Origin of the sequence: Micromonospora sp. L32 (assembly GCF_052068055.1) — a bacterium.
Classification (GTDB): Bacteria; Actinomycetota; Actinomycetes; order Mycobacteriales; family Micromonosporaceae; genus Micromonospora; species Micromonospora purpureochromogenes.
In genome coordinates this window covers 70,707-87,946 of sequence record NZ_JBQHDD010000011.1, presented here as the reverse complement: position 1 = coordinate 87,946, position 17,240 = coordinate 70,707, and the positions used below count along the sequence as shown (strand labels likewise).

22 protein-coding genes are annotated in these 17,240 nt (G+C 73.1%); 13 read left to right on the top strand and 9 right to left on the bottom strand.

The genetic code is table 11. The annotated features are described in order from the left end of the window. Positions 1–59 precede the first annotated feature (59 nt). A complete protein-coding gene (locus tag ACTMTB_RS26085) occupies positions 60–977 on the top strand; it encodes an EamA family transporter (protein ID WP_441148852.1) in 918 nt (305 codons plus the stop codon). 61 nt (positions 978–1,038) lie between these two features. On the opposite strand, the gene ACTMTB_RS26080 is transcribed toward ACTMTB_RS26085, so the two are convergent. Together ACTMTB_RS26080 and ACTMTB_RS26075 are read right to left on the bottom strand one after the other, a co-directional pair. Continuing rightward, complete coding sequence (locus ACTMTB_RS26080; RefSeq protein ID WP_441148851.1) at positions 1,039–1,584, bottom strand: ATP-binding cassette domain-containing protein; 546 nt, start codon at positions 1,582–1,584, stop codon at positions 1,039–1,041. Continuing rightward, positions 1,548–2,489 (bottom strand): ABC transporter transmembrane domain-containing protein, encoded by a 942-nt coding sequence (locus tag ACTMTB_RS26075; protein WP_441148983.1) that lies wholly within the window; start codon positions 2,487–2,489, stop codon positions 1,548–1,550. Before ACTMTB_RS26075 ends, ACTMTB_RS26080 begins: the two co-directional genes overlap by 37 nt. 439 nt (positions 2,490–2,928) lie before the next feature. Here ACTMTB_RS26075 and ACTMTB_RS26070 point away from each other — a divergent pair, with 439 nt between their 5' ends. Together ACTMTB_RS26070 and ACTMTB_RS26065 are read left to right on the top strand one after the other, a co-directional pair. Continuing rightward, the gene (locus ACTMTB_RS26070; RefSeq protein ID WP_441148850.1) at positions 2,929–3,510 is read left to right on the top strand and encodes a hypothetical protein; all 582 of its coding nucleotides are present in this window, start codon (positions 2,929–2,931) and stop codon (positions 3,508–3,510) included. A gap of 8 nt (positions 3,511–3,518) precedes the next feature. Continuing rightward, positions 3,519–4,253 carry a class I SAM-dependent methyltransferase gene (locus ACTMTB_RS26065; RefSeq protein ID WP_441148849.1) on the top strand — a complete coding sequence of 245 codons (735 nt, stop codon included), beginning with the start codon at positions 3,519–3,521 and terminating at the stop codon, positions 4,251–4,253. A gap of 21 nt (positions 4,254–4,274) precedes the next feature. Here ACTMTB_RS26065 and ACTMTB_RS26060 read toward each other — a convergent pair whose 3' ends face one another. Beyond that, the gene (locus tag ACTMTB_RS26060; protein ID WP_441148848.1) at positions 4,275–5,804 is read right to left on the bottom strand and encodes a glycosyltransferase family 39 protein; all 1,530 of its coding nucleotides are present in this window, start codon (positions 5,802–5,804) and stop codon (positions 4,275–4,277) included. Positions 5,805–5,914: 110 nt separating this feature from the next. Here ACTMTB_RS26060 and ACTMTB_RS26055 point away from each other — a divergent pair, with 110 nt between their 5' ends. Together ACTMTB_RS26055 and ACTMTB_RS26050 are read left to right on the top strand one after the other, a co-directional pair. Next, positions 5,915–6,400, top strand: a complete 486-nt coding sequence (locus ACTMTB_RS26055) for an N-acetyltransferase family protein (RefSeq protein ID WP_441148847.1) — start codon at positions 5,915–5,917, stop codon at positions 6,398–6,400. A gap of 70 nt (positions 6,401–6,470) precedes the next feature. After that, positions 6,471–6,860: a cupin domain-containing protein gene (locus tag ACTMTB_RS26050; RefSeq protein ID WP_441148846.1), complete on the top strand. Its 390-nt coding sequence runs from the start codon at positions 6,471–6,473 to the stop codon at positions 6,858–6,860. Between the two features lie 4 nt (positions 6,861–6,864). Here ACTMTB_RS26050 and ACTMTB_RS26045 read toward each other — a convergent pair whose 3' ends face one another. Beyond that, positions 6,865–8,094, bottom strand: coding sequence for an MFS transporter (locus ACTMTB_RS26045; protein WP_441148845.1), 1,230 nt, complete (start codon positions 8,092–8,094; stop codon positions 6,865–6,867). A 69-nt stretch (positions 8,095–8,163) separates the two neighbouring features. Here ACTMTB_RS26045 and ACTMTB_RS26040 point away from each other — a divergent pair, with 69 nt between their 5' ends. From ACTMTB_RS26040 to ACTMTB_RS26015, 6 genes are all read left to right on the top strand, one after another. Continuing rightward, entirely contained in the window at positions 8,164–8,661 is a 498-nt protein-coding gene (locus tag ACTMTB_RS26040) for a MarR family winged helix-turn-helix transcriptional regulator (RefSeq protein ID WP_441148844.1), read from the top strand. Positions 8,662–8,716: 55 nt separating this feature from the next. Then, positions 8,717–9,235, top strand: coding sequence for a DUF2087 domain-containing protein (locus tag ACTMTB_RS26035; protein WP_441148843.1), 519 nt, complete (start codon positions 8,717–8,719; stop codon positions 9,233–9,235). A gap of 52 nt (positions 9,236–9,287) precedes the next feature. Beyond that, positions 9,288–9,755: a MarR family winged helix-turn-helix transcriptional regulator gene (locus tag ACTMTB_RS26030; protein WP_441148842.1), complete on the top strand. Its 468-nt coding sequence runs from the start codon at positions 9,288–9,290 to the stop codon at positions 9,753–9,755. A gap of 75 nt (positions 9,756–9,830) precedes the next feature. Further along, the gene (locus ACTMTB_RS26025; RefSeq protein ID WP_441148841.1) at positions 9,831–10,244 is read left to right on the top strand and encodes a DUF6069 family protein; all 414 of its coding nucleotides are present in this window, start codon (positions 9,831–9,833) and stop codon (positions 10,242–10,244) included. 106 nt (positions 10,245–10,350) lie between these two features. Continuing rightward, positions 10,351–10,875 carry a GNAT family N-acetyltransferase gene (locus ACTMTB_RS26020; RefSeq protein WP_441148840.1) on the top strand — a complete coding sequence of 175 codons (525 nt, stop codon included), beginning with the start codon at positions 10,351–10,353 and terminating at the stop codon, positions 10,873–10,875. Between the two features lie 70 nt (positions 10,876–10,945). Next, entirely contained in the window at positions 10,946–11,377 is a 432-nt protein-coding gene (locus ACTMTB_RS26015; RefSeq protein ID WP_441148839.1) for an Hsp20/alpha crystallin family protein, read from the top strand. Here ACTMTB_RS26015 and ACTMTB_RS26010 read toward each other — a convergent pair. After that, the gene (locus ACTMTB_RS26010; protein WP_441148838.1) at positions 11,367–12,389 is read right to left on the bottom strand and encodes a helix-turn-helix transcriptional regulator; all 1,023 of its coding nucleotides are present in this window, start codon (positions 12,387–12,389) and stop codon (positions 11,367–11,369) included. The genes ACTMTB_RS26015 and ACTMTB_RS26010 overlap by 11 nt on opposite strands. 81 nt (positions 12,390–12,470) lie before the next feature. Between ACTMTB_RS26010 and ACTMTB_RS26005 the strand changes: the two genes are divergently transcribed. Beyond that, on the top strand, positions 12,471–13,469 hold the full coding sequence (locus ACTMTB_RS26005; protein ID WP_441148837.1) for a tyrosine-type recombinase/integrase: 999 nt from the start codon (positions 12,471–12,473) through the stop codon (positions 13,467–13,469). A 72-nt stretch (positions 13,470–13,541) separates the two neighbouring features. Here the strand turns inward: ACTMTB_RS26005 and ACTMTB_RS26000 are convergent, their stop codons facing one another. Further along, a complete protein-coding gene (locus tag ACTMTB_RS26000; RefSeq protein WP_357611638.1) occupies positions 13,542–13,916 on the bottom strand; it encodes a VOC family protein in 375 nt (124 codons plus the stop codon). Between the two features lie 42 nt (positions 13,917–13,958). Continuing rightward, a complete protein-coding gene (locus tag ACTMTB_RS25995) occupies positions 13,959–14,396 on the bottom strand; it encodes a DUF6194 family protein (protein WP_441148836.1) in 438 nt (145 codons plus the stop codon). Positions 14,397–14,621: 225 nt separating this feature from the next. On the opposite strand from ACTMTB_RS25995, the gene ACTMTB_RS25990 reads away from it, so the two are divergent. Then, complete coding sequence (locus ACTMTB_RS25990; protein ID WP_377608953.1) at positions 14,622–15,080, top strand: Rv0361 family membrane protein; 459 nt, start codon at positions 14,622–14,624, stop codon at positions 15,078–15,080. On the opposite strand, the gene ACTMTB_RS25985 is transcribed toward ACTMTB_RS25990, so the two are convergent. Then, positions 15,077–15,793 (bottom strand): thymidine kinase, encoded by a 717-nt coding sequence (locus ACTMTB_RS25985; RefSeq protein ID WP_441148835.1) that lies wholly within the window; start codon positions 15,791–15,793, stop codon positions 15,077–15,079. The genes ACTMTB_RS25990 and ACTMTB_RS25985 overlap by 4 nt on opposite strands. Before the next feature lie 43 nt (positions 15,794–15,836). Continuing rightward, entirely contained in the window at positions 15,837–17,225 is a 1,389-nt protein-coding gene (locus ACTMTB_RS25980; RefSeq protein WP_441148834.1) for an MFS transporter, read from the bottom strand. Positions 17,226–17,240: the final 15 nt, after the last annotated feature.

Here is a 17,240-nt window from a genome sequence, read left to right as displayed (position 1 = left end):
ACGGGGACGTTCTGTGGTTTTGTTCACCCTCAGGTGACCACCGTGAAAGAGACAGCAGAATGAAGCCCGCTCACGTCTTACTTGCCGTTCTCGTCGCGGCCATCTGGGGAGTCAACTTCGTCGTCATCGACGTGGGGCTCGACGATTTCCCGCCCTTGCTGTTTTCCGCGTTGCGTTTCCTCCTGGCGGCCGTTCCCGCAGTTTTCTTCGTCGGTCCGCCACGGGTGGCATGGCGGTGGGTGGTCATCGTCGGGATCGTGCTCGGCGTGCTCAAGTTCAGCTTCCTCTTCATCGGGATGCACATCGGCATGCCGCCCGGGCTGGCGTCGCTGGTGCTGCAGAGTCAGGCCGCCTTCACTGTCCTCTTCGCCGCAGTCCTGCTGCGCGAGCAGCCTCGAGTGGCGCAGTTGGGCGGCATGGCGATCGCGGCCGCCGGCATCGTCCTGGTCGGGCTGCGCCTCGGCGCCACCGCACCGGTCGTCGGCTTCCTACTCGTCATTGTCGCCGCCGTCTGTTGGGGGTTGTCCAACGTCGCCACCCGACGGGCGAGCCCTCCGGACATGTTCCGGTTCATGGTCTGGGTGAGTCTGGTCCCTCCGGTGCCGCTGCTGGTGCTTTCGCTGCTGTTCGAGGGAGCCGGGAAGGACCTGGCCGCGTTGCGGTCGATGACGCCGTCCGGCGCCGCGGCCACCGTGTACGTCGCCTGGGTGGCCACCCTGCTCGGGTACGCCGTGTGGGGTCACCTCATCAAGGTCCACGGGGCCACCCCGGTGGCCCCGTACGCACTGCTGATCCCGGTCTTCGGCCTGGCGGCCGCCGCGCTCTTCCGCGACGAGCCGGTCACCATGGTCACCGTCGTCGCGGCCGTTCTCGTGATCGCCGGCATCGCGATCGGCGCGGTGCGCCCGGGCCGCCCCCGACTCCTGCCCGTCGCGTCGGTGACCGGGCAGGACCGCGTGCCGGCCGACACGAACTGAGGCGCGGCTCGTCAGAGCAGACCCGCAGCGAGACGGCATCGACTCCCCGGGCCGAGGTGGGTCACGAGCCGGGACCGTCGAGACGAACGTCGGTCGGGCCGCCACGTTGTCGGGAGGGCCGCGGTGCGGGACTCGGATCATCCCGGGCGGGACCGGCGCTCCAAGCTCGCCACAGCGCCGCATACGGACCATCCGTCTCGACCAGGGCGTCATGGTGTCCCAATTCAACGATCCGGCCATTCAGCAGGACGGCCACCCGGTCGGCCCGTCGAGCGGTGTCGAGTCGGTGCGCGATGACGACGACCGTGCGGCCAGTGATCAGCGCCGCGAGCGACCGTTCGAGGTCCCGGGCGGCGCGGGGATCGAGCATGGCGGTGGCCTCGTCCAGCACCACGACGGCCGGATCGGTGAGGACGACGCGGGACAGTGACACCTGCTGCGCCTGAGCCGGGGAAAGGTCGACGCCTCCGGCGCCGACCCGTGTGTCGATCCCGATCCGTTGCGCCCAGTCCCAGGCGCCCACGGCGCGCAACGCGTTCTCGATCTCGTGATCCGCGGCATCGGGCCGGGTCAGGTTGACGTTCTCCCGCAGCGTACCGGCGAACACATGGACTCCTGCCGGACGAGGACGACTCGCCTGCGCAGCTCGTCCGGGGGCAGCGCGGTCAGCGCCACGCCGCCGACGGTGACCGCACCGGCGCGGGGCGCTTCAAGTCCGGCGATCAGCCGCCCCAGCGTGCTCTTTCCAGCACCGGACGGACCGACGACGGCCAACGTCTCACCCGGCCGTATCTCCAGGTCCACCCCGTGCAGAACGTCGCGGCCCGGCTGGTACGCGTGCCGGACCCCGCGGAGCTGGATCACCCACTCTTCGCCCGGCGGCGTGGCCGCCGACCCGCCATCGCGGCGTCGGGGTCGGACCCCGAGCAGCCGGGCCATCGAAGCGCCGCCGAGCTGAAGGTCCTCCAGCCGGCCCAGCAGCAGGTTGACCGGCTGGATGAGCTGGTGGGCGTAGAGCGTCGCCGTGGTCACGGTCGACACCCCCACCAGACCGGCGGCGTGCAGGTAGCCTCCGATCAGCAGGGTGAGCACCACGGGCACCATGGTCGCGGTGTCGAGACAGGGCAGAAACGCCGTGCGTAGCCGCAGGGTGTACCGCTCGGCGGCGGACGCCTCCGCGACGTCGCGACGCGCCCGCCGCACGCGGCGGTCGGCGAGGCCGAACGCCTCGACCGTGCGCGCACCGTCGACTGTCTCGGCGAGGCCGTCAGTGATCCGGGAGTACGCCGAGCTCTCCCGTAGGTACGCGCCGCCCGCCCGTGCGAGGTAACGGCGCGCCACCAGCCACACCAGCGGCACACCGACCAGGCCGGGAACGGCCACGCGCGGGTCCAGCAGCAGCATCGCGCCCAGCCCGACGAGGATCGCCGTTCCGGCGGTCATCGCGTCCGGCACGGCCGTGCGGACCTCGGTGGAGAGCAGCGCGACGTCCCGCGTGGTCCGGGTGACCAGGTGATGTGCGAGCTACCGCTGCCCGCCGCCGCCTCGGTCTATAAGCGGCGCATCACGACCGACCCGATCTGCCCGGACTGCCACGCCGTCCGGAAGCAAGCGCTGAAAGAACTCCGCGAACTCGACCGCCTACTGCCGCCCCCGGCACGGACGGCGATGCGGCAACCACCCCGTCCGCAGATCGTCCGCGGCGGTCTGCCCACGCTTGGACGAGACCGTTGAAAGATCCAGTTAGTTCACCGTCCGCCCCGTACCCGGCGGACGTGGACGCCTACACCACCTGCGCGGCCAACCATGACCAGCGATCGATCACTGAAGATCGGCGTCGTACCGACTGAAGACCACATGTCGTTCAACAGCGACGTTGCCAGGCGGTCACGGGAGTTGGGACGGCACGAGCCGGGTCACGCTTGCTTCGCTGCGGTGGCAGACTGCACCGATGATCGACGAGGCAGGTGACGAGGACGCCCTGGACCGCAGCGATTTCGTTCCGGCCGAGGGCGGTGAGTGGCGGGGGCTGTTGTTCGAGAACCGGACGCTAGGACTGCCACCGCAGCTGACCTGGAGCTTCCACTTTCCCTTCCAGCCGGTGTCCCGCGATCATGGGAGCAGCCCACTCACCCTCGACCTCGAGTGGCTGCCGATCCAGGCGGACGGGTGGCGCAGCATGGCAGGCCGGAGTGCCAGCAGCTCACGATTCGCCGAGCCGGGCGAGGCCAGTGTCTACTACTTCGCGCACCACCGCTACGACGCGATCCAGCTGCAGATACTGGAGCAGCGCGATCTGGCCATCCAGGTCCGGGTGAACGTGTCCGGTGACCTGGACAGGCTGGGACTCGAATCGGTCGCCGCAGACGCGTGGTTGCACTTCGCCGGCATCACCGTGTCGCTGAGCGACACCCTGACCGCCGACGTGGCCCTCGCTCGGCTCAGCGAATTCAGCGACATCACCGGGCTGACGCATGACGCCCTTCCCAACGGGATCCACTTCCGGTTTGCTCCCGCTGGCCCCGTGGGATAGGTGCGGCGGTGCGCAATGCGGAGTTCACCGATCCCCGTCTCGTCGCGGTCTACGACGTCGAATGCCCGTGGGGCCCCGACGACGACTTCTTCCTCGCCGAGGTCGGCGTCGACCCGGCCCGGGTGCTGGACTTCGGCTGCGGCACCGGCCGGCTGGCGCTGGCCCTGGCCGCCGCCGGGCACACCGTCACCGGCGTCGACCCGGCCCGCGCCTCACTGGACGCGGCCCGCGCCAAGCCCGGCGCGGACCGGGTCACCTGGATCGAGGGTGGCGCGGAGGTGCTGCCCGGCGGGGCGTACGACGTGGCGGTGATGACCAGCCACGTGGCGCAGTTCGTGGTGGACGACGACGAGTGGCGGCGGGTCCTCGCCGCGCTGCGTCGGGCGCTGCGTACGGGTGGCCGGCTGCTCTTCGACTCCCGGGATCCGGCCGACCGGCGTTGGGAGCGGTGGAACCGGGTCGACTCGCGCCGGTCGGTCCGTCTGCCGGACGGCTCCGTCGTGGTCACCTGGACCGAGGTGACCGACGCGCGGGACGGCGTCGTGCGGTTCACCCGGCACTTCGGCTTCGCCGACGGTGAGCTGCGCGGCGACGCGGTGCTGCGGTTCCGTACCGAGGGGGAGTTGCGGGGCTCGCTCGCGCAGGCGGGTTTCCGGGTGCAGCGGATCCACGGCGGCTGGCAGGGAGAACCGGTGGGCGCGGGGGACGACGGCGAGTTCGTGGTGGTGGCGACGGCGGTCTGACGATTTCCGGCGGTACCCCGCTCAGCCGGCGTGGCGTACCTCCTGCTCCCAGATCTGGTCCCACGGGCGCCGCAGGCCCTGACAGAGCCAGATCGGGCCGCCGTTCTCGTCGTTGTCCACGTCGACGCGCTGGTCGACCCGACCGGCGAGGGTGACCTGCCGGAACCAGCCGCGCAGCTGGTCGGGGCGGTCCCAGCCGACCGCGATCACGGTGTCGGCGTCGGCGTCGGCGGGCGGCCGGCCGAACTCGGCCATGCTGTTGTGCCCGGAGTAGGCGCGGGGCAGGTCGCGTGCGGGACCGTAGCGGGCGACGGCGCCGGCCTCGCCGTAGTTGCCGGTGAGGATCACCGCGCGCTGCCGCTGCTCCGGCGGCAGGCCCCGGTGCACGGCGGCGAGCGAGTCGGCGAACGCCGGCCAGCCGATGGTCTCCCCGGCGTCGTAGTTGACCTCGACGACGAAGCCGGCCAGCCGGTCGGCGGGCAGCGTGGGCAGCAGCAGCACCGCGCTGCCGGCGACCGCGACGACAGCGGCGGCGGCCAGCAGGACCCGACGCGGCACGGTACGAGCCCAGTCGACGGTGACGACCGCGCCGGCGGCGGTGAGCACCAGCAGCAGCGGCGCGTCGTAGTAGCCCTTGCCGCCGGCCACCAGCACGATGCCGAACACCACCAGCCACGCCCAGCCCAGCGCCCGGAAGGCTCGCCACCGGGGGTGGCGCAGCAGCGCGATCAGCCCGGCGACCCAGATCGGCACCGCCATCGGGCTGATGATGAGCAGTTGCAGCACGACCGAGTCGAGGCGGCCGCTGTAGGAGCTGTCCCCGTCGGCGATCGACGAGGCGACCGCGAGCTGCGGGAAGTCGTGCGCGGCCTGCCAGGCAAGGTTCGGCGCGGCGAGCAGCGCGGCCAGCGCCACGCCGGCGAGCACCCACCGGTCGCGTAGCAGCCGGCGCGGCCCGGCGATCGCCACCCCGGCGAGCAGGCCCACGCCGAGCAGCGCGGGCAGCAGCTTGTTGAGCATCCCGACGCCGAGTACCGCGCCGAGGCCGAGCGTCCAGCGCGGGTCGCCGCGCAGCACCCGGACCGCGCAGTACGCCGCGGCCAGCCAGACCAGCAGGTCCACGGTGGTGGTGCTGAGCAGGTGCCCGGTGGCGAGGACGACCCCGGCCACCGCGGCGGTGCCGGCGGCGAGGAGCTGCCCGCCGCGTCCGGCGCCGAACTGGCGGGCCAGCGCCGCCACCAGCAGCACCGCGGCGCCGGCGATCAGCGCCGACGGGGTACGCAGCACGACGAGGTTGCCCGGGGCGAGGGTGTCCATCGCCCGGGCCAGCGCCGGGACGAGCGGCCCCTGGTCGACGTAGCCCCAGTCCAGGTGCCGACCGCAGAGCAGGAAGTACAGCTCGTCGCGGTGGTAGCCGTACCGGTGGGCGAGCGCCAGCAGCACGACGGTGACCACGCCGGCGACCAGCCATGGCCCCTTCGTGCGGGGTCCGGGTGGCGGCGGCCCGGCGGGAGCTGCCGCGTCCGGGCGGTCGGTGACGGGTACGGCCACGCTCCCATGGTGACCGCTCGGGTGCGTGCCGCGCTGTCCCGTACCGGTCACGGTTCGGCACCGTCGAACCCGGTTGGCGTGGCGGCCACGCTGCGGTTAGCTTTGCTCCAATGCTGATCAGAGAGTTCGCCGACGCCGACTGGCCGCAGGTGTGGTCGATCGTGCGGGAGGTCGTCGTCGCGGCCGACACCTTCGTCTACGACCCGGGGCTGACCGAGGAGTCGGCACGCGCCATGTGGGTGGAGGCACCGCCGGGCGTCACCGTGGTCGCCCTCGACGGTGACCGGGTCCTCGGCACGGCGAAGATCGGCCCGAACAAGCCCGGGCCCGGCGCGCACGTCGCCACAGCCAGTTTCATGGTGTCCGCCGACGCGCGGGGCCGCGGCGTCGGCCGGGCGATGGTCGAGTACGCCCTGGACTGGGCCCGCCGGCAGGGGTACGCGGCGATGCAGTTCAACGCGGTGGCCGAGTCCAACACGTGGGCGGTGGAGCTGTACCGGCGGCTCGGGTTCACGGTGATCGGCACCGTGCCGGAGGCGTTCGCGCTGCCGGACGGCAAGCGGGTCGGCCTGCACATCATGCACCGCTTCCTCTGAGCCCTGCGGGAACACCCGCGCGCCCTGCGGGGGGACACCCGCGCGAGCGCGGCGGTGCCAGGATGGGCCGATGAGCGATGAGCCGATCGACCTGGCGGTGGCGCTGGCCGGTTTCGACCAGCTGTGGAGCCCGCGGATCGTCACCCGGGTCAACGACTACGACGTACGGATCGCCAAGGTGGCCGGGGAGCACGTCTGGCACGTCCACGACCACACCGACGAGTTCTTCCTGGTCCTCGACGGCGAGCTGCGCATCGCGCTGCGCGACGGCGAGGACGAGCGGACGGTGGTGCTGCCCCGCGGCGCGGTGTACGTGGTGCCGCGGGGGACGTCGCACCGGCCGTCCTCGCTGGACGGGGCGTCCATCCTGATGTTCGAGCCGTCCGGCACGTCCAGTGTCGGGGACCGGCACGACGAGGTCCCCGAGCACGTGGACGCCACCACCGGTCACGCGCTCTGACCGGTCAGCCCACCGCCGCCCCGGCCCGCTCCGCCGCCGGGGCGGCGGGCCAGGTCAGCCGCCGTACGCCGGGCACGGCGGCGGTGCCGGCGCAGGCGAGCGCGACCAGCAGCGCCGCCCCGGCCAGCGGCGCGGACGCGCCCCAGGCTCCGGCGGCGAGCGGGGCGACCGCGTAGCCGATCGGCATCGCGCCCAGCGACATCAGCCAGTCGTACGAGGTGACCCGGGCGAGCACCTCGGGCGCGAACTGCCCCTGCACGACGGTCTCCCAGACCGGGTTGAGGAAGCCCAGCGCGGTCAGCGCGAGGCAGTACGCGGCGATCACCGCCGGGGCGGGCGCCGCGGCGGCCAGCAACACCAGCGGGACCGCGTACGTGGCCAGGGCCAGGTTGCCGACCAGGACGGGCCGCCGGGGCCGGAACCGGCCGGCCGCCAGCGAACCGGCCAGCATGCCGACGGCCCCGCCCTGGAGCATGAGCACCCACACGCCCTCGCCGCCGAGGCGGTCGACGGCGACCGCGGGGCCGAGGGTCATCAGCACGGCCGCGGCGCCGTTCCACACGCCGTGCCCGACCAGGCTGGTCCAGTACCAGTCCCGGGCGCGCACCTCCCGCCAGCCGCGCACCAGGTCGGTGCCGAGGGAGCGGTGCGGCACCGGCACGTGCCGGACCCGGATCGCGGCCACCAGCAGGGCGCTGACGGCGAAGGAGATCCCGTCGAGGACGAACGCCCAGCCGGGGCCGGCGGCCCAGATCAGCAGGCCGGCCAGGGCGGGACCGGCGAGCCGGCTGGCGTTGGCGGTCACCCCCAGCAGGGCGTTGGCGCGTTGCCGCCCGTCGGCCTCGACGGTGCCGGCGACCAGCGGCGCGGCGGTGGGGATGGCGAAGGCGGAGGCGGCGCCGCCGACCGCGGCGGCCACCGCCACGAGGGTCAGCGACGGGGCGTCGGCGAGCAGTTGCACCCCGACCACCAGTTGGGCGGCGCAGCGCACCAGGTCGGTGGTCACGGCGACCCGTTGGGCGTGGAACCGGTCGGCCACCACGCCGCCCAGGGGCAGCAGGAGCAGCCGGGGGACCAGCGCGCAGGCCAGCACCAGGGCCAGCGAGCCGGTGGAGCCGGTCGCGCGGAGCACCGCCAGGGCGAGGGCGACCGGTACGACCGCGTCGCCCAGGCCGGAGACGGTACGGCTGAGGAACAGCAGCCGGAAGGAGCGTACGCGGAGGGGATGAGTCACCCCGACAACTTATTTCGACGCCGAACATTTCGTCAACGAATATTTAGCTGTCGACGTACAGTGGCCGGCATGACGGCACGCGACCGCACCGATCGGCACATCGAGCGCTGGCTGCCCGTGCTGCCGGAACTCGACCCCGATGTCGAGGGGGCGGTCACCCGGATGTCCGTTCTCACCCGGCACCTGCGCACGGTGAAGGACCGCTCCCTGGCCGAGCTCGGCCTGCCCGCCCACGAGTACGACACCCTGCACGCCCTCGCCGGGCGGCGCGGCCGGGCCACCCCCGGCGAGCTGGCCGACGACATGGCGATGGCCCCCGCCTCGGTGACCGCCCGGCTCGACGCCCTGGAGCGACGCGGCTTCGTGCGGCGCATCCCGTCGACGGTGGACCGGCGCCGGGTCGACGTGGAGCTGACCGACGCCGGGCGCGCCGCCTGGCATGCGGCGATCGAGGTGATCGGCCAGGAGGAGCACCGCCTGCTCGGCGTGCTCACCCCGGACGAGCGCCGACTCCTGGCCGACCTGCTGCGGCGGGTCTCCCTGCACGCCGAGCGCAGCACCGGTTGAGTCGGGCGCGAAAACGCCTGGCCTCGCCCGTGAGCGGGCTGGCAGGGTGGCCGGCATGACGGCCCAGACTCTGGCGGGCGCCCTCGCCGACCCCGTACGGCGACAGGTCTTCGCGGCGATCGTGCTCGGCGCCGCCGACGCGACGGCGGTGGCGGACCGCACCGGTCTGCCGACCCGGCAGGTGGTCACCGCGCTGCGGCGCCTGGTCGAGGCCGGGGTGATCGCCGACGCGGGCGACGATCTGCGGGTCGACGCCGACCGGTTCCGCGAGGCCGCGCGGACACCGGCACCGGACGCCGGCCCGGAGGAATCGACGGACCGGGTGCTGCGCACGTTTCTGCGCGACGGGGTGGTGGTGCGGCTGCCGGCGCAGCGCGGCCGGCGGCGGGTGCTGCTGGCCCACGTCGTGGCCGCGTTCGAGCCGGGCGTGCGCTACCCGGAACGGGCGGTCGACGCGATCCTGCGGCGCTGGTGCGACGGTGGCGGCTCGGACCACGTGACCCTGCGTCGCCACCTGGTGGACGAGCAGTTGCTCGCCCGTGAGCAGGGGATCTACTGGCGGATCGGGCCGTGACCGTTCGGGCCGCAAACCATCCCGCGCGGGACGGTGTTGTTAGCCTCGGGGCATGACCTCGCGCTCGCCCGGTGGCTCACCCGACCTGATGTTCCTGCTCTCCTGGGCGAGCCACGCCTTGATGGCGGAGCACGCCACCGGCCTGGCCCGGCTGGGCATCTCCCCGCGCGCGCACTGCGTGCTGCTCAAGGCGCGGCCCGGGGGGCTCACCCAGCGGCAGATCGGCGAGCTGTGCGGGATCGACAAGACCACCATGGTGGTGACCCTGGACCAGTTGGAGGGCGCGGGCCTGGCCCGACGCCTGCCCTCGCCGAGCGACCGGCGGGCGCGGCTGGTCGAGGTGACCCCGGAGGGGGAGAAGGTCCTCGACGAGGCGCAGGAGATCGCCGGCCGGATCCAGCAGGACGTGCTGGCCACCCTGCCCGAGGCCGACCGCGCGGTGTTCCTGCGCTCGATCAGCGCCCTGGTCGGCGGTCGACTCGCCGGCGGCGGAGCCTGCGGCGTCCGCCCCGCCTGCTAGTCCCGAGCAGGATAGTTCCGGACGGAACTATCTGATACGGTCGCACCTGTCTGGTTCCCTGACCGAGGAGCACGCATGACCGCGACCGCGCATCCCACCGCCACGACCCCGTCCCTGCGCCGCCGCGCCCTGGGCGTGGCCGCCACCGTCCTGACCTGCGTCGTGCTCTGGATCGTGGGCGCGGTCGCCGGGGTCGACTACACCGTCGAGAATCCCGGGCAGCCGGCGTTCGTCGTCGGCGTCGTGCCGGTCATCATCTTCTCCCTCGGCTCGGCGCTGGTGGGTTGGGCCGGGCTGGTCCTGCTGGAGCGCTTCGCCGGCCGGCGGGCCACCGTCATCTGGATCGCGCTCGCGGTGCTGATCGCCCTGCTGTCCCTCGTGCCCGTCGTCGCCACCGAGGCGACCACCGGCGCCAAGGTGATGCTGGGGGCGATGCACCTGGCGGTCGCCGCGGTGCTGATCGCCTTCCTGCCCCGACGCGCCCGCTGACGATCGACGCATGACGGCGGCGTCCCCACTACGGGGACGCCGCCGCCGCGTCCCCGGCCAGGTCCCGTCGACGGAATTGCGTTGACCTTGGCGCGAGGATCGACGGGTGCGCACCACTGACCCGACCACCTGGACGCTGATGCCGGCCCGGCCCGCCGACCCCGACGCGGCGGATCTGCTGTGGCGGTACTTCGAGGAGATCGTCCGCCGCTACCACCGTCGCCCCGTCCGGCCCGGCGAGGTCGAGACGGCGATGGCTGAATCACCCAGCGGCGACCTCGTCCCGCCGACCGGGCTGCTGCTGGTGGCGTACCGCGACGGCCGGCCCGCCGGCTGTGCCGGGCTGCGGCTGCGGCCCGACTGGGCCGAACTGACCCGGGTCTTCGTCCACCCCGCCCACCGGGGCCACGGCGGCGGCGCCGCGCTGCTGGCCGGCGCCGAGCGGCACGCCCGCGCGTCCGGTGCCGACCGGATCCGGTTGGACACCCGCGCCGACCTCGTCGAGGCCCGCGCCCTGTACGCCCGGCACGGCTACCACGAGATCCCCGCCTACAACGACGACGTGTACGCCGAGCACTGGTTCGAAAAGGTCCTCCGCGAGTTGACGCCGGGCGCGCGGCGCGCTAAATAGAGAAGAGGAAGTTGAGTCGTATGGACTCAACTACGACACCTTCGGCCAGGAGAACCGAGGAGGCACGACCATGCTGATGCGTACCGACCCGTTCCGTGAGATCGACCGGCTCGCCGAGCAGCTGTTCGGCACCACCAGCCGCCCCGCCGTCATGCACATGGACGCCTACCGCGACGGCGACCACTTCTACGCCGCGTTCGACCTGCCCGGCGTGGACCCCGACAGCATCGACTGCACCGTCGAGCGCAACGTGCTGACCGTCCGCGCCGAGCGGCGCCGCCCCACCGGCGACAACGTCGAGCTGGTCGCCGCCGAACGTCCGATGGGCACCTTCACCCGGCAGCTGTTCCTCGGCGACACCCTCGACGCCGACCGCCTCGAGGCCGGGTACGACAACGGCGTGCTGACGCTGCGCATCCCGATCGCGGAGCGCGCCAAGCCGCGCCGGGTCACCGTCACCGCCGGCAGCAGCGGCAACGGGCACAAGCAGCTCACCTCGTGACGGTGGAATCGCCGGTGGACGCGTGCGGCGCGTTCGCCGGCGCCGGATAGATGGCGGCCATCGCGTGGGCGCTGGCCGCCATCAGCTCCCGCAGCTCCGCCGGGGCGAGCACCTCCACCTGTGCGCCCAGCTTCAGCAGCTCGGTGTGCCCGTGCCGCACCGACTCGATCGGCACCGTCGTGTGCAGCCAGCCCTGCGCGTCCGGTGCGCCCGCCGCCGCCCGGGCCGCCCGGCTCATCGCCGGCGGGAAGACGTACGCCATGAACTCCAGCGCCGCGGCCGTGACCCGCACCCGCGCCTCGTCGCGGTAGACGCCGCGCTCGTACCGGTCGGTCCACTCACGCCAGAACGCGACCAGGTCGAAGTCGGCCGGCCGGTCGAACCGCTCGTCGCGCACGGTCAGCGCCAGGACGGCCGCGACCCGGTAGGTGCGGACCTGCTCCCCGGCCCGGCCCACCAGGTACCAGCGGCCGGCCTTGAGCACCACGCCCAGCGGCGCCAGCACCCGGCTCACCTCGCGAGGCCGCTTCCAGCGCTGGTAGCGGAGATCGACCAGGCGCTCCTCCCAGATCGCCTCGGCCAGCGCGGTCAGGTGCGGGGTGGGCTCCGGGTCCCGGAACCAGCCGGGCGCGTCCAGATGGAACCGCTGCCGGATCCGGTCACCCTGCTCCGCCAGGTCCGGCGGCAGGGCGGCGCGCAGCTTCAACTCCGCCGCGGTGAGGACCGCGCCGAGGCCCAGCTCCGCGGCCGGCCCGGGGACCCCGGCCAGGAACAGCGCCGCCGCCTCGTCGGAGGTCATCCCGGTCAGCCGGGTGCGGTAGCCGCCGAGCAGCCGGTAACCGCCGGCCGGGCCCCGGTCGGCGTACACCGGGACGCCGGAGGCGCCGAGCGCCTCGACGTCCCGGTAGACGGTACGCACCGAGACCTCCAGCGCCTCGGCGAGTTCCTGGGCGGTCATCCGCCCCCGGGCCTGCAGGAGCAGCAGCAGGGAGACCAGCCGGCTGGCGCGCACCCGACGACGGTAGCGCGCGCCACGGATCCGCTCGGGCGCGCCTCGTGGTCATTGGCCGCCGAGGCTGAGAGCCTTTTTCACATGCTGCGTTCTGACGTCCCGGTCCTGCCCCGCGCCTCGGCCCGGCCCGCCCTGCCGACCGGGCCGGTCGACTTCACCGAGGCGTGGCTGCGCAACCGGCGGCTGTCGGAACACACCCGCGCCGCGTACCGGCGGGACATCGGCGGCTGGCTGGCCTGGTGCGCCGCCCGCGAACTGGACCCGCTGCACGCCAACTTCCTCGACGTCAACGCCTACGGCCGCGACCTGGAGGCCACCCTGGGCGCGCGGACCGGCCGGCCGCTGACCCCGGCGACCGTGGCCCGCAAGCTCTCCGCGCTCTCGAGCTGGTACGAGTTCCTGGTCAAGCTGCGGGCGGTGGAGGCGAACCCGGTCTCCGGCGCCGACCGGCCGCGCGTCGACCGGGACCACTCGGCCACCGTCGGGCTCACCCCGGAGGAGGTGGACGCGTTGCTGGCGGCCGCCGACGCCGACGCCGGCCCGACCGCCGCCCGCAACCGGGCCGCCATCGCCCTGCTCGCCGATCTCGGCCTGCGGGTGGGGGAGCTGGTCTCGCTGAACCTCGACGACCTGGGCGCCGAGCGGGGGCACCGCAGCGTGCGGTTCGTCGGCAAGGGCGGCAAGCCACGCCGTCGGGCGCTGACCCCCGGCACCGCGTACGCCGTCGACGCGTACCTGGCCGACCGGGCGGCCGTGCAGGGAGTGGGCGTGGAGCAGCTCACCGGCCCGCTGCTGGCCACCGCCACCGGCGGTCGACTCGACCGGCACTCGGTGTTCCGGCTGGTCCGCCGGCTGGCCCTGGCTGCCGGCATTCCGGCGGCGGCGAAGTTGTCGCCGCACTCGCTGCGGCACGCCTTCGCCACCACCGCTCGCGCCGAGGGCGTGCCGCTGGAGGACGTGCAGGACGCCATGGGTCACGCCGACCCGCGCACCACCCGCCGCTACGACCGGGACCGGCACAACCTCGACCGGGACCCGGCGTACGCGATCTGGGCGGCGCGGGCCCGCCGCCGCGGCTGACCCGCGCCGCACCAGGGAGACGACCAACGTCGCCCCCGGGCCGGCCCCCCTTCCGGCCGGGGGCGGCGGCCGTCAGCCGCGCGGGCGGGGGCAGATGCAGAACGGCTGGCCCACCGGGTCGAGCAGCACCACCCAGCGCCCGTCGCCCGGCTGGAACTCGGGCTTCGTCGCGCCCGCCGCCACGAACTCCTTCTCCGCGACGGTCAGGTCGTCGACGTACAGGTCGAGGTGGTAGCGCTTGGCGGAGGTCTCGTCGGGCCAGCGCGGCGGCTGGTAGCCGTCGACCCGGCCGAACCCGATCGAGACGCCGTCGGGCCTGCTGATCATGGCGTAGTCGGCTTCGCTGTGGGTGATCTCCCAGCCGAGGACGCGGTGGTAGAAGTCGGCGTGCGCGGCCGGGTCGGAGCTGTCGAGGTTGACCATGGCGAGGTCGGCGGTGACTGTCATGACCGCAAGGCTGCCGCAGGTACCTGACATCTTCTGGCAGGTTCAGTCGGCGTGCCGGCGGCGGCGCTGGTTGTCGTGCTTGCGGACGGCGAAGTCGTACGCGTCGGCGAGCAGTTCCGAGACCAGTTCCCGGGTCGCCGGACCGGGGTCGACCACGCACACCCAGTGCTGCGGGGCGTAGACCGGGTGCGGCAGCAGCGTGTCGGCGCGGGTGTGGTCCACGCCGGCCGGCGGCGTCGGGAACAACGACAGGTACCGCGCCCGGGTCAGCCCGATGTTGAGCCGCCACGCCCCCGGCCGGTCCAACGCCGAGGCGGTGTCGTAACGGTCGCCGGTCACGATCGTGGCGAACGGCAGCCACCGGTCGGCGGGCAGGTCACCGGACGGGTCGTAGACGAGGAACGTGTCGCCGCCGCCGTCGACGGCGGTGACCCCCTCGAACGAGTCGCAGATGTGTCGTTTCATGTCGTCGGCGTCCATGGCTTCAATTTTTTCATTGAAGTTCCTTGTGAGAGTTGAGCCGGATTTCGCGCTCGAAGCCCGGCTCAACCCTCAACTGCGGCGGTAACCCGTCAGCGGAGCAGGTCGAGGTGGTGGCGGGCGTCGGCGGCGATGTCCTCGTGCCGCAGTAGACGATGCCGTGGCGAATGCGACAGAGGGCGATGTTCCTGCGCGGACCGGACGGTGCGCATACGGTCGCAGGTGATGGGCGGTGAGCAGGCGTGGACCCGACCGGCCCGGCCCCGCCGGCCGGTACGCACCGGTCTGCTGCTGGGTGGCCTGACGATGGCGCTGTGCCTGGTCGGGGTGGCCGGGCTGGGCGCCTGGAACGTGCAGGTGGTGATGCAGGCCGGCGGCCCGGTGCGGGAGACCGCCGACGGGTTCTTCCGGGAGCTGTCCGCCGGCGAGGTCGACCGGGCGTACGGCCGGCTCTGCGACCAGGCGCGCGGCCGGTGGAGCGAGGTCGGCTTCGCCGGCTGGGTGAAGACGCCGCCGGTGGTCAGCGGCTACGAGATCCTGGACGTGTCGGTGCGTACCAAGGCCGGCCGCCCGATCGGTGAGGTGACCGTCCGCGTCACCCGCGAGGGTGGGGCCGCCGAGGAGCGCCGGCTGCCGGTGGTGAAGGAGGACGGCGAGTGGCGGGTCTGCGGGGACCCCTTCTAGGAGCGGGGGCCCAGGTCGCCGGAGCGGTAGTGCCGCCGGCAGAGCACCTGGTAGCGCACCTCGGCGGTGTCCGCGGTGTCGCCGATGACGACCTGCGCGCCCTCGCGGACCACCCGCCCGTCGACCACTCGGGCGTTGAGCAGCCCCTCCCGGCCGCACCAGCAGAGCACCTCGATCTGGATCCGGGCCACCTGGTCGGCCAGCTCGAACAGCCGCTGCGCGGCGGGGAAGAGGCAGGACCGGAAGTCGGTGGCCAGGCCGAAGGCGTACACGTCGACGTCGTAGCCGTCGACCAGCTCGGCCATCTGCTCGACGTGCTCGACGTTGTAGAAGGACGCCTCGTCGCAGATCAGGTAGTCGACGCGTACCCCCTCGGCCCAGGTGTCGCGGACCAGCGTCCGCAGGTCGAGGGAGTCGGTGACCTCGACGGCGGAGTGTGCCAGGCCGATGCGGCTGGTGACCTGCGGGCCCAGCGACCGGTCGATGCGGGTGGTGACCAGGCCGCGGCGGCCCTGCCGGGCGTGGTTGTAGTTCATCTGCAACGCCATGGTGGACTTGCCGGAGTCCATCGGCCCCCAGAAGAACTTGAGCGCGGCGGCGTGCAGCGGCCGCCCGTCGACACCGCGGGCGGCGGCACAGCCGATGCCGTTCTCGTCCGGGCCCGGCAGCGGTCGGGCCAGGCAGGTGGGGGCGGCAGCGGCGTCGTCGGTCACGTCGGGGCAGCCTAGTCCATCGAGGCGCCCCGATCGGTTCGGCTCAGAGCACCTTCGGTGGGGTGTTGCCGGCCGCGATGATGGCCCGGCGGATCGGCACGGCGGCCAGCAGCGCGAAGCCCAGCACGAAGAAGATCAGCAGGGAGACCAGGCCCACCCGGTAGGAGGCGGTGAGCTGGAACACCAGCCCGAAGGCGAGCGGCCCGAGCCAGCTGGTGCCCTTGTCGCTGATCTCGTAGAAGCCGTAGTACTCGCCCTCCTTGCCGGTGGGGATGAGCTGGCTGAACAGTGACCGGCTCAGCGCCTGGCTGCCGCCGAGGACCAGGCCGATGGCCGCGCCGAGGGCCATGAACGGCAGCGGCGCCTCGGCGGGCAGCCGGAACGCGGCGATGATCACACCGATCCACAACACCAGCGACAGCAGCACCGTCTTCCACGCGCCGATGCGCCGGGCCAGCGCGCCGAGGGCGAGCGCCCCGCCGAAGGCGAGGAACTGCACCAGCAGGATCGTCACGATCAGGGTGTCCTGCTCCAGCTTCAGCTCCTTGGTGCCGTACTGGCTGGCGAGTGTGATCACGGTCTGGATGCCGTCGTTGTAGACCAGGAAGGCGAGCAGGAAGAACAGCGTCAGCGGGTACGCCTTGATCTCGCGCAGGGTGCGGCCGAGCTGCCGGAAGCCGTCGGTGAGCACGTTGCCGCCGCCGGCCAGCGCCGCGACGGTGGGGCGTTCGCGCAGCCAGCGCAGCGGCACCAGGGTGAACACCGCCCACCACACGCCGGCGGACACGATGGACCAGCGGGCCAGGTCCAGGGTGCGCTGCGGGTTGCCCTCCTCGCTGAGCGACCTCACCGCGAGCAGGTTCAGCGCGAGCAGCACGCCGCCGCCGAGGTAGCCGATGGCCCAGCCACGGCTGGAGATGCCGTCGCGTTCGTCGGGGCCGCCGAGCTGCGGCAGGAACGAGTTGTAGACGACCACCGCCGCGCCGAAGGCGATGTTGGCGATCAGGAACAGCGCGCCGCCGAGCAGATACCGCTCGCCGGTGACGAAGGCCATCGCGATGGTCGCCCCCGCGCCGGTGAACGCCGCGCCGGCCAGCAGCCGCTTCTTGTGCACCGACCGGTCGGCGATCGCCCCGATGACCGGCAGCACGAAGACGGTGAGGAACACCGACAGCGAGATCAGGTACGGGTAGTAGGAGCCGGCGGCGACCCGGATGCCCAGCGGGTGCACGTACCCGTCGCAGCTGTCCGCGCCGAGTTCGCAGCCGGCCGCCAGCTCGGTGACGGTGGTGAGGAACGGGCCGAGGAAGACCGTGATGACGGTGGTCTGGAACGCCGAGTTGGCCCAGTCGTAGAGGTACCAGCCGCGGCGTTCCCGGCGGGTGCTCGCCGGCGGTGGGTCCTGCACCGCGGGGGTGACGGTCTCGGCCATGGGGTTCCTCGGTGT

What these genes read in the sequence shown, in the direction of transcription:
- ACTMTB_RS26085 (WP_441148852.1), top strand. Translation starts at nt 60, where the DNA reads ATGAAGCCCGCTCACGTCTTACTTGCCGTTCTCGTCGCGGCCATCTGG.
- ACTMTB_RS26070 (WP_441148850.1), top strand. Translation starts at nt 2,929, where the DNA reads ATGATCGACGAGGCAGGTGACGAGGACGCCCTGGACCGCAGCGATTTC.
- ACTMTB_RS26055 (WP_441148847.1), top strand. Translation starts at nt 5,915, where the DNA reads ATGCTGATCAGAGAGTTCGCCGACGCCGACTGGCCGCAGGTGTGGTCG.
- ACTMTB_RS26050 (WP_441148846.1), top strand. Translation starts at nt 6,471, where the DNA reads ATGAGCGATGAGCCGATCGACCTGGCGGTGGCGCTGGCCGGTTTCGAC.
- ACTMTB_RS26040 (WP_441148844.1), top strand. Translation starts at nt 8,164, where the DNA reads ATGACGGCACGCGACCGCACCGATCGGCACATCGAGCGCTGGCTGCCC.
- ACTMTB_RS26035 (WP_441148843.1), top strand. Translation starts at nt 8,717, where the DNA reads ATGACGGCCCAGACTCTGGCGGGCGCCCTCGCCGACCCCGTACGGCGA.
- ACTMTB_RS26030 (WP_441148842.1), top strand. Translation starts at nt 9,288, where the DNA reads ATGACCTCGCGCTCGCCCGGTGGCTCACCCGACCTGATGTTCCTGCTC.
- ACTMTB_RS26025 (WP_441148841.1), top strand. Translation starts at nt 9,831, where the DNA reads ATGACCGCGACCGCGCATCCCACCGCCACGACCCCGTCCCTGCGCCGC.
- ACTMTB_RS26015 (WP_441148839.1), top strand. Translation starts at nt 10,946, where the DNA reads ATGCTGATGCGTACCGACCCGTTCCGTGAGATCGACCGGCTCGCCGAG.
- ACTMTB_RS26005 (WP_441148837.1), top strand. Translation starts at nt 12,471, where the DNA reads ATGCTGCGTTCTGACGTCCCGGTCCTGCCCCGCGCCTCGGCCCGGCCC.
- ACTMTB_RS26000 (WP_357611638.1), bottom strand. Translation starts at nt 13,916, where the DNA reads ATGACAGTCACCGCCGACCTCGCCATGGTCAACCTCGACAGCTCCGAC.
- ACTMTB_RS25995 (WP_441148836.1), bottom strand. Translation starts at nt 14,396, where the DNA reads ATGGACGCCGACGACATGAAACGACACATCTGCGACTCGTTCGAGGGG.
- ACTMTB_RS25990 (WP_377608953.1), top strand. Translation starts at nt 14,622, where the DNA reads ATGGGCGGTGAGCAGGCGTGGACCCGACCGGCCCGGCCCCGCCGGCCG.
- ACTMTB_RS25980 (WP_441148834.1), bottom strand. Translation starts at nt 17,225, where the DNA reads ATGGCCGAGACCGTCACCCCCGCGGTGCAGGACCCACCGCCGGCGAGC.